At 73.3% G+C, this 1,417-nt stretch carries 1 protein-coding gene; it reads right to left on the bottom strand.

Going from position 1 to position 1,417, the window contains the following annotated elements; genetic code table 11:
• Nucleotides 1–1,042 precede the first annotated feature (1,042 nt).
• On the bottom strand, nt 1,043–1,417 hold a 375-nt coding region (locus ABZU43_RS33010), incomplete at its 5' end, for a hypothetical protein (RefSeq protein ID WP_355010282.1).

Raw genomic sequence — 1,417 nt, forward strand, 5'->3', positions numbered from 1 at the left:
ACTGAGTCACACCGACACCCTCCACAACCAGCCCGCCACCGCCATTGTTCCCGCACCCCGCCTCACCCACCCATCCGATCGCCGCCCGCCCGGCCGGCCCGCGGCCCGGCCATGGTGCCGCCCTGCCGTGCTGCCCTGCCCTGGTGCCTTAGCGCCGCGGACGCTCCGCTCCCGCCGCGCCGCCGGCGGGCGTTAGCCGGTCGGCTGGCTGGGCAGCGCGGGCGGGCAGGGCGGCCGGCGCGGGCGGGCGGTGCGGCCGGTGCGGGCGGGCGGTGCGGCCGGTGCGGGCGGGCAGGGCGGCCGGCGCGGGCGGGCGGTGCGGCCGGCGCGGGCGGGCAGAGCGGCCGGGCGGTGCGGTTGGGGCGGGCCGAGCAGGCGGAAGCATCAACCCGCGCTGGCCAACTAGCAGACCTGTCGGCTGTCGATGGTGGCGGTGCCGGTCACCACGCCGTACCACCGGTGGTCTGCGGCGGTCGGCGGGCGGTCTCAACGCCTCGCCGCTGCGCCGGACCGTCCTGCCACGGGGTTCCATCGCCGCACGCCGGTCGTCTCACGACCGCGACACCCGCCGTCGCGCCGCGCTTCGGCCACAATCCTTGAGATCTTGGACACTTTCCGTTAGCTCGGCGGGCCCGCCTAACGGAAACTGTCCAAGATCTGCTGACAGCCACCGACACCATCCGCTCTGCCGACGCTTATCCGCTTCCGGGCTCGCCCGACGTCGTGGCACCCACGAGCAATGACCAACGACATGTGGCTGCCACACGGAAACGGACGCGCCGCTGGCCGGCACCCCCGGGTTGCGGGTGCCGGCGCTCCCAGCGTCTGTACCCATCGCCGGGGGCCGGTGGTGTGGGAACGGCGGTCAGCGTCAGCGGCCGCGAGGTGGCGGTCGGCGATCGGTGGCGGCAGGAAGGCCGCTGGCCGGCACCCCGGGTTGCGGGTGCCGGCCAGCGGTCGGTGTCCTGGTGCGGTGGTGCGGTGGTGCGGTGGTGCGGTGGTGCGGTGGTGCGGGGTGTCACCCTGCTCTTTTGTTGCGGGGTCAGCTGTTCCAGTGCTGGGTGACGAGGTCGGTGGCCTGCTGCTCCCACTGGGCGTAGGCGTCCGGGTAAGCCGACACCTGCACGGTCTGCGCGGCGTCGGTCAGCGCCATGTCCTGCCATCCGTCGACCTGCTTGAGGCCCTTGAGGAACGCGGTGGTGGAGTACTCGGGGTTGGTGATCTGCTCGGGTGTGCCCCAACCACTGGTCGGGCGCTGCTGGAACAGGCCCAGCGAGTCGTGGTCGTTGGCGTCGCCGAGGTGGCCGAGGTTCTCCAGCTTGGACTCCTGCAGGCTCGTCGCGATCGAGATGACCGCGGCCCGCTCCGGCAGACCGGCCTTCTTGGTGGCGGCGATGATCGCCTTGACGTTGGCGGT

Origin of the sequence: Micromonospora sp. NPDC005205, from assembly GCF_040608275.1 — a bacterium.
Lineage (GTDB): Bacteria > Actinomycetota > Actinomycetes > Mycobacteriales > Micromonosporaceae > Micromonospora.